Consider the following 7,892-nt stretch of genomic DNA (forward strand, 5'->3'; position numbering starts at 1 on the left):
GGGCCTCACACCCCGCTCATCGGCCGGGCGATCACGTCGCGGCGCTCGGGATAGAAGCAGGCGTGCTCCTGCGGCGCTCCCTCGGTCACCTGGAGCACCGGCCGCTCGGTCTCGCAGCGGTCCTGGCGGAACGGGCACCGGCTGGCGAACAGGCAGCCCTGCGCCTCCTGGCTGCCGTCCATGGCCTCCACGGGCACGACCGGCTGGGCGCCCGGCTCCTCCAGGCCGTGCAGCACCGGGATGGCCGACAGCAGCGACTGCGTGTACGGGTGCACCGGGTCGGCGATCACGGTGTCCACCGGGCCGCGCTCGACGACCTGGCCCCGGTAGATGACGTACATCTCGCCGTCGTCGCCGATGTAGCGCGAGGTCGCCACGTCGTGGGTGATGAACAGCACGCTGACGCCCAGCCGTTCGCGCAGGTCCTTCAGCAGCGCCAGGATGCCCAGCCGCAGCGACACGTCGATCATGGAGACCGCCTCGTCGGCGACCAGCACCTCCGGGTCCACCGTCAGCGCGCGGGCGATGACCACGCGCTGGCGCATGCCGCCGGACAGCTGGTGCGGGTAGCGCGACAGCACGCTGCCCGGGTCCAGGCCGACCAGCGACAGGACCTCGGCGGCCCGCTCGTCGATCCACTTCTCGTCGCGGCCCGTCTGCTTGGCGCGCAGCTTGAGCGGCGCGTAGAGCGTCTGGTGGATGGTCCGCGTCGGGTTCAGCGCCGAGTACGGGTCCTGGTGGATCATCTGGATGCGCCGGAAGTACGGCTGGCGCTGCTTCTGCTTCAACGACGACATGAGGGTGCCGTTGATGCCGATCTCACCGCCGTCGTAGGTCTCCAGCCCGGCGATGATCCGGCCCAGCGTCGTCTTGCCGCAGCCCGACTCGCCGATGAACGAGACCGCGCCGCCCTTGGGGATCTCGAAGTCCACCCCGCGCAGCGCCTGGACCTCCCGGCCGGCGAGCACACTGCCCCGCTGCTTGAAGGTCTTGGTGATGCCCTTCCCCGTGATCACGCGTGCTCGCCTTCCCTGGATGGCACCTTGACGGCGCTGTCTACGGCGTGACAGGCCACGATCCGCTCGCCGTACGCCTGGGCCGCCGGGTCGACGGTGTCGCAGACGTCCATGCGCAGCGGGCAGCGCTCGCGGAACACGCACCCCTCCTTCGGCACGGTGGCCAGGGTGGGCGGGCGTCCGGGCAGCGCCTGGGCCTCGTTGATGTCGCCCACCAGGCGGGGGATGGCCCTGATCAGGCCCCTGGTGTACGGGTGTTGCGGATCGGCCAGGACCTCGCGGGTGGGGCCCTGCTCGACCAGGCGGCCGCCGTACATGACCGCGAGACGGTCGGCCACCTCGGCCACCACGCCGATGTCGTGGGTGATGACCAGCGTGGTGAGGCCGCGCTCGGCGTGCACCTCGCGCACGATCTTCAGGATGTTCGACTGGGTGATCATGTCGAGCGCGGTCGTGGGCTCGTCGAGCACCACGAGGTGCGCGTTGAGCACCAGCGCCAGCATGATGCCGACGCGCTGGCGCATGCCGCCCGACAGCTCGTGCTGGTGGGAGTCCAGCACCCGCGCGCCGTCCAGGCCCATCCGGCCCAGCAGGTCCTTGGCCTCCCTGACCAGGGCGCGCAGGTCCTCCACGCCGTGCGAGCGGCCGAGGTCGAGCAGCTGCTTGCCGACGGTCTTGAGCGGGTTCAGCGAGTTCTGCGCGGCCTGGAAGACGTAGCCGATGTGCCGGCCGCGGGCCTTGCGCAGCTCCTCGCCGCGGAACTTGGCGACGTCGCCGAGCCCGTCGATCTCCACGCTGCCGTGCTGGATGCGGCCGGGCGGCTGGACCGCGTTGAGCAGCGACAGCGCCATCGTGGACTTGCCCGAGCCGGACTCGCCCACGATGCCGGTGATGGTGCCCGGCTTCAGCTCCAGACTGACATCGCGCACGGCGGGCAGTTCGCCCGCCGGGGTCTTGTAGACGACCGTCAGGCCGTCGATGCGCACTCCCGGCGCCTGTTTTGCCACCTCTACTCCTCGCGCAGCCGGGGGTTGAAGATCTCGTCCATGGCGTCGACCACGAGCACGATGCCGAGCGTGAGCAGCAGGATCGCCAGCAGCGGGGCCAGCAGATACCCGAGCGCGTACGGCTGGATCATCGCGCCGGCCTGGAAGACCGCCAGGTTGAGCATGACGCCCCAGTTGTCCGACTCATAGGGCAGGACGCCGAGGAAGAACAGGCCGACCTGCGCGTAGACGGCGCCGGTGACCGCGATGAGCATGTTCATGGCGATGTACGGCGCCATGCTCGGCAGCAGCTCCTTGCCGACGATGTGCGTCGTGGAAAGGCCGAGACCGCGCGCCGCCTCGATGAAGCCGCGCTCGCGCAGCGACAGCGTCTGCGCCCGTACGGCCCGCGCCACGCCGCCCCAGCCCAGCAGCCCGAGCACCAGTCCCATCTGGAACGGGTTGCCGAACTTCCACACCGTGGCCAGCACCAGCAGCAGCGGCAGGCCGGGGATGGTGAGCTTCATGTCGGTGACCCGCATGAGCACGGTGTCCCAGCGGCCCCGCTTGAAGCCGGAGAACAGGCCGAGACCGGTGCCGACGACGACCGTGATGACCGCGGTCACCGCCGCGCTGAGCAGGACGTAACGCGAGCCCTTGACGACCAGCGCGACCACGTCGCGGCCCTGCGGGTCGGTGCCGAACCAGTGCTCCCAGCTCGGCGGCTGGGTGATGGCGTTGGCGTTGTCGGGCAGGATGTCCGGATAGAACATCGGCCCGAAGATGCCCATGAACGCGAAGCCCAGGATGATGACGACGCCGACCATGCGGCTGGGCTTGCGCTTCATGACGCGCCACACGCCCTGCCAGAAGTTGCGGCGCATGGTGGCGCTCGTGCTCGTGCTCTCCAGGATGACGCTCATGAGGCCTCCTCCCCGCCGCGCACCCGCGGGTCGATCACGGTGTAGAACAGGTCGGCCACGATGTTGGCCACGATGACCGAGGCCGTGATCAGCAGGAACGCGCCACCCATGAGCGGGTAGTCGCGCAGGTTGATGCTGTCGATGAGCAGCAGTCCCAGACCCGGGTAGTTGAAGATCTTCTCGATGAAGACGGCGCCGCCGAGCAGCAGGCCGAGCGAGAGGGCCAGGATCGTGAACAGCGGCAGGATCGCGTTGCGGGCGATGTAGCGGAAGACGATCGAGCGCTTCATCCCGCGCAGCTCGGCGGCCAGGATGAAGTCGTCGCCGAGCACCGTCACGACACTCGACTTCATCGCCAGGATCCAGCCGCCGTACGCCGACAGGGCGTAGGTGGCGACGGGAAGCACGGCGTGCTGGGCCAGCGAGCCGAGATAACCGCTGTTCCAGCCGGGCTCGAACAGGATGTCCACCGGGCTGTCGGGCGGCAGCAGCGGGATCAGCGTCGAGAAGATGACCACCAGCAGCATCGCCAGGATGTACTGCGGGATGCCGTGCAGCAGCGAGCCGGAGATGGCCAGCGTGTCGCCGAGCTTGCTGGTGCGCTTGATCGCCGCGTAGACGCCGAAGATGACGCCGACGAGGAAGCTGAGCAGGGTGCCGATCAGCACCGGAAGAACGGTCCATTTCGCCGCCTCGGCGAGCACGTCGGTGACCGGCTGTCCGGGCCGGGTGATCGAGATGCCGAGGTCGAAGCGGAACAGCCCGCCCATGTAGGCGAGGTACTGGTCCCACATCGAGCCCGAGGGCAGGAAGCCGTACATCACCTTCGTGGCCTGCAGCGCCGCCTCCGGCGACATGCCGCCTTCGAGCAGCTTCTCGTAGCGGGCCGCGACCGGGTCGCCCGGGATGTTGTTGACGATGAAAAAGCTGATCGTCGCGACCACGAGGATCATGACGATCCCGCGGGCCAGGTGGCCCGCGAGACGCCGCGCGATAACCGTCATGGGTGCCTTACTGCTTCTTCTTGACCAGACCCTGCTGGATCCAGACACCCGAGGGAAGGACGCCGGTTCCGAGGCGCAGGACCTCGTCGTCGTGGGGCCAGCCGGTGAAGCGGCTGTTGTTGACGAACTGGTTGTTCACGTAGTCCCAGAGCTGGATGACCGGCAGGTCCTGGTTGGCCGCCTGGGCCAGCTGGCTCATGATCGGCTTGGCCTCGTCGGGGCCGACCGAGTTCAGCTTGGCGGTGAGCTCACCGGGGTTGATCTTGCCGCCCTCGACCTCGATCTGCTCGGGGCTGCCCATCCAGTTGCCGCTCTTGCCGGCGGCCGAGTGCTTGATCTTGCCGCCGACGTTGGCCCAGCCGTTCGACGCGCCGTAGAGGCGCTGGAAGATGTCGTACGGCGCGGGCCCGAGCGCGATCAGCCAGAAGCCGACGTCGTACTTGCCCGCGGCGAGCTCTTCCAGGTAGACCGGGTAGTCAGCCGTGGTCACGACCTCGGCTTCGATGCCGGCCTTGGTGAGCTGGCTCTTGATGTTCTCCTGCGCCGACAGCCAGTCGGAGAACCCGGCCGGCGCGTGCATGGAGACCTTCCACGGCGAGCCGTCGGCCAGGGTCCACTTGCCGTCCTTCTTGGTCAGGCCGGCGGTCTTGAACTCCTCCTCGGCCTTGGCCAGGTCCGTCTTGTACGGCTCCAGCTTGGGCAGCGTCTCGGGGATCCAGGCGTCGGCCGCCTTCTGGTGGATGCCGCTGGTGGTGGTCGCGGCGGTGCCGCCCTCGGGCGAGGCGACCTTGGTGACCTGGTCGCGGTCGATCAGGTAGGCCAGGCCCCTGCGCACGTGCACGTTGTCGTAGGGCTTCTTGCTCTGGTTGAAGGCCATGCTCACGGCGACGGGGGAGTACCCCTTGATGACCTCGCTGCCCGGAGCGGCCTTGATGCGGTTCATCACGTCGGTCGGAGCGGCGACGAAGCCGGAGTGGTCGAGCTTGCCCTGGGTCAGGTAGTTCCAGATCTGCTCGTTGCCGGTGTAGTTGAGGAACTTCACCTGGTCCGGCGCGACGTTGGCGGCGTTGAAGAAGTTCTTGTTCTTGACCAGCAGCGCCTCGCCGGGGTTCGCCCGCTCCAGCACGAACGGGCCGCCGGCGACGTCCTTCTGCGGTGCGAAGGCGATCACCTGCTGGCCCAGCTTGGTGATGTCCTCGCGGGCCTTCTCGGCCTCGGGTCCGTCACCGCGCGCGGTCTTGATCGTGTCCCAGATGGTGGCGGGGACCGCGGCGCTCCAGATGTGGGCGGGCAGGACCGTGGTGTCCAGCACGCCTCGGGCGAACTTGGGGCTCGGGTTGGCGAGATCCTGCGTGATCTTGATGGTCTTCTCGTCCACCACGGTGACGTCGGCCGCGGCGCCCGCGGCGCCCGGGGTGACGGCGAAGGCCGTGCTGCCCTGCGTGTAGGCGAGGGCGATGGAGAGCTTGACGTCCTCCGCTGTCACCGGCTTGCCGTCCGACCACTTGGCGTTCGGCTGCAGCTTCAAAGTGATCGAGGAGTTGTCAGGCGCGATCTCCCAACTGGCCGCCATACCCGGCAGGGCCTTGTTGGGGTCGGTCAGGTGGTTGACGACCCAGCCGATCTTCATCGTGGTGTACCCCGGGAAGGCGTTGCCCTTCGGGTTGTACGGGTTCGGCGGCGCGCTCGCGTCGATGCCCGGCCTGTTCACGTCGATCGTGGTGAAGAGCCCGCCACCACCGCCCGAGCCGGACTTGTTGGTGGTGCCGCTGCCGCCGCTACACGCTGTCACGCCGGCTGCAAGGCCCAGCAACGCCACTACCGCTGCTAGTCGCTTCATTTACCGCTCCGGAGATAGTTCTGGGGTTGTCCGGACCTTATGGGCAGGTGGAGAAGGCGTCAATAATCTCCAGAGGTTGTGAGGTTAATGTAACTTTCCTTCATGCACCCCTTGTGTGGCGCTTGGCGCCATCACTCGATGATAAGGACCGCTGCGCCGTTGACCTGCCCGTTTGCCAGATCCATGAGCGCCTGAGCGGCCTCGTCGAAGCTGTAGGCGGTGGTTTTCACCCTCGGCGGGTGCTGACCGGCCAGGCGCAGGTAGGAGCGTCCGTCCTGCCGCGTGTTGGCGGTGACGCTGCGTAGCACGCGCTCCTGGAACAGGTGGCGGTCGTAGTCCAGGGCGGGGATGTCCGTCAGGTGGATGCCCGCCACGGCCAGCGTGCCGCCTCGGTCGAGCGCCTCCAGGGCGGGCGGCACGAGGTCGCCGACCGGGGCGAACAGGATCGCCGCGTCCAGCGGCTCCGGCGGCGCGTGCCCGTCAGCCGAGGCCGCGCCCAGCTCCAGGGCCAGCTGCCTGGCCGCGGGCGACCTGGTGACGACGTGGACGGTGTGGCCCAGCGCGACGGCGGCCTGGGCGGTCAGGTGGGCCGAGGCGCCGAAGCCGTAGACGCCCAGCTTGCCGCCGGACTCCGGCAGGCCCGCCTTCATCAGCGCGCGGTAGCCGATGATGCCCGCGCACAGCAGCGGCGCCAGCCGTTCCGCCGGGACGTCGCCGGGCAGCGGGTAGACGTAGTCGGCCCTGGCCACCACGTACTCGGCGTACCCGCCGTGCGCGTCCCAGCCGGTGTAGGCCGAGTCCGGGCAGAGGTTCTCGTCGCCGCGCAGGCAGTACCGGCACCGGCCGCACGTGCTGCGCAGCCAGGCCACACCCACCCGGTCGCCGCCGCGCACGCGGCCCACCACCTGGTGGCCGGGCGTGACACGCGGACGGCGCGGCGGCAGATCGCCTTCGGCCAGATGCAGGTCCGTACGGCAGAGCGCGCACGCCTCCACCTTGACCAGCACCTCACCCGGCCCCGGCACCGGAACCTGGCGCTCCTCCATGACCAGCGGCCGCCCGGGGGTGGCCACCACCCAGGCGCGCATCATCCCTACAGGCGGGGTATCGGATCCCATGGCGTGTCCTCAAAGACGGCGAGGATGGGGGAGAGGTCGCGCGGCTCGGCGGACAACACCAGATCGTCCACCTGCCCGACGGGGCTGACGCCCCAGGAGTTCGTGAGGAAGACCGCGGGAAACCCGGCCAGGTCGGTGGGCTTCAGCGTGCGCACGGTCTGCGGAATACCCGCCAAGGGCAGCCGCCGGCGCAGCAGCCGAAGCGTGATGCCCTCCAGCATCGCCGCCTGCGGCCACACGACACGCGAGCCGTCGAAGCAGCCCAGGTTCGTGATCGTGCCCTCGGAGATCGTCCCGTCATCGGCGACGAGCAGCGCGTCGTCGAACCCCTCGGCGGCAGCGCGCCGGCCCAGATGAATGGAGGGGAAGCCGCCGCCGTGCTTGATGTGCGGCAGGAACCGCTGGTACGCCACCGTCATCAGCCGCCGCGGCGCCGACGGCGCGTCAACCGGAGCCCCGGTCGTGACGATGACATGCAGCCGCCCGGTCAGCACCACGTTCACCCGGACCGAGGCGTCGTGCAGGTCACCACCGAGCGCGGCGGCGACCGACTCGACAACGAGATCACGGTCGACAGGCAGCCCGTAGAGCTCCTCGGTGGCCTGGTCAAGCCGGTCGAGATGCAGGTCAAGCCCACGAACCGCGTGGTTCCTTACCTGCATGGCGGTGAAGTGCCCGCCCCGGGCGGCGATCCCGAGCCCCACGTCGGCACCGGTAGCCGGCCGCCCGTCCACCACCGCACGCTCCAGACCGATCACCCCTCCACCATATGACCGAGTCAAGAACCCACCCCATCCGGGAACCACCAAACCAGCCAGACAAAAGCCCCCAAGCCGCCCAAGCAGCGACATGGCCGGTCAGGCAGAGGCGCGGCCGGTCAGGCAGCCGCTTGGCCGGTCAAGCAGGCACGGCCGGTCAAGCAGGCACGGCCGGTCAAGCAGGCACGGCCGGTCAAGCAGGCACGGCCGGTCAAGCAGGCACGGCCGGTCAAGCAGGCACGGCCGG

General features: G+C 69.1%; 7 protein-coding genes. All 7 read right to left on the bottom strand.

All coding sequences use genetic code 11. The features are described from left to right. Positions 1-5: 5 nt before the first annotated feature. A complete protein-coding gene (locus HNR40_RS15140) occupies positions 6-1,016 on the bottom strand; it encodes an ABC transporter ATP-binding protein (protein WP_184961501.1) in 1,011 nt (336 codons plus the stop codon). Next, positions 1,013-2,023 carry an ABC transporter ATP-binding protein gene (locus HNR40_RS15145; RefSeq protein WP_312896352.1) on the bottom strand — a complete coding sequence of 337 codons (1,011 nt, stop codon included), beginning with the start codon at positions 2,021-2,023 and terminating at the stop codon, positions 1,013-1,015. Before HNR40_RS15145 ends, HNR40_RS15140 begins: the two co-directional genes overlap by 4 nt. Before the next feature lie 2 nt (positions 2,024-2,025). Next, the gene (locus HNR40_RS15150; RefSeq protein ID WP_184961503.1) at positions 2,026-2,925 is read right to left on the bottom strand and encodes an ABC transporter permease; all 900 of its coding nucleotides are present in this window, start codon (positions 2,923-2,925) and stop codon (positions 2,026-2,028) included. Beyond that, positions 2,922-3,929, bottom strand: a complete 1,008-nt coding sequence (locus HNR40_RS15155) for an ABC transporter permease (protein ID WP_184961504.1) — start codon at positions 3,927-3,929, stop codon at positions 2,922-2,924. The genes HNR40_RS15150 and HNR40_RS15155 overlap by 4 nt, the downstream gene beginning before the upstream one ends. A 7-nt stretch (positions 3,930-3,936) precedes the next feature. Further along, positions 3,937-5,721, bottom strand: a complete 1,785-nt coding sequence (locus HNR40_RS15160) for an ABC transporter substrate-binding protein (protein ID WP_312896353.1) — start codon at positions 5,719-5,721, stop codon at positions 3,937-3,939. A 179-nt stretch (positions 5,722-5,900) separates the two neighbouring features. Beyond that, positions 5,901-6,887, bottom strand: a complete 987-nt coding sequence (locus tag HNR40_RS15165; RefSeq protein ID WP_376773471.1) for a zinc-dependent alcohol dehydrogenase family protein — start codon at positions 6,885-6,887, stop codon at positions 5,901-5,903. After that, a complete protein-coding gene (locus HNR40_RS15170) occupies positions 6,863-7,645 on the bottom strand; it encodes an aminotransferase class IV (RefSeq protein WP_184961508.1) in 783 nt (260 codons plus the stop codon). The genes HNR40_RS15165 and HNR40_RS15170 overlap by 25 nt, the downstream gene beginning before the upstream one ends. Between the last annotated feature and the right edge of the window lie 247 nt (positions 7,646-7,892).

It is taken from the genome of Nonomuraea endophytica (assembly GCF_014203235.1).
Classification (GTDB): Bacteria; Actinomycetota; Actinomycetes; order Streptosporangiales; family Streptosporangiaceae; genus Nonomuraea; species Nonomuraea endophytica.

Coding starts and splice junctions, on each gene's coding strand:
- HNR40_RS15150 (WP_184961503.1), bottom strand. CDS start 2,925: ATGAGCGTCATCCTGGAGAGCACGAGCACGAGCGCCACCATGCGCCGC.
- HNR40_RS15155 (WP_184961504.1), bottom strand. CDS start 3,929: ATGACGGTTATCGCGCGGCGTCTCGCGGGCCACCTGGCCCGCGGGATC.
- HNR40_RS15165 (WP_376773471.1), bottom strand. CDS start 6,887: ATGGGATCCGATACCCCGCCTGTAGGGATGATGCGCGCCTGGGTGGTG.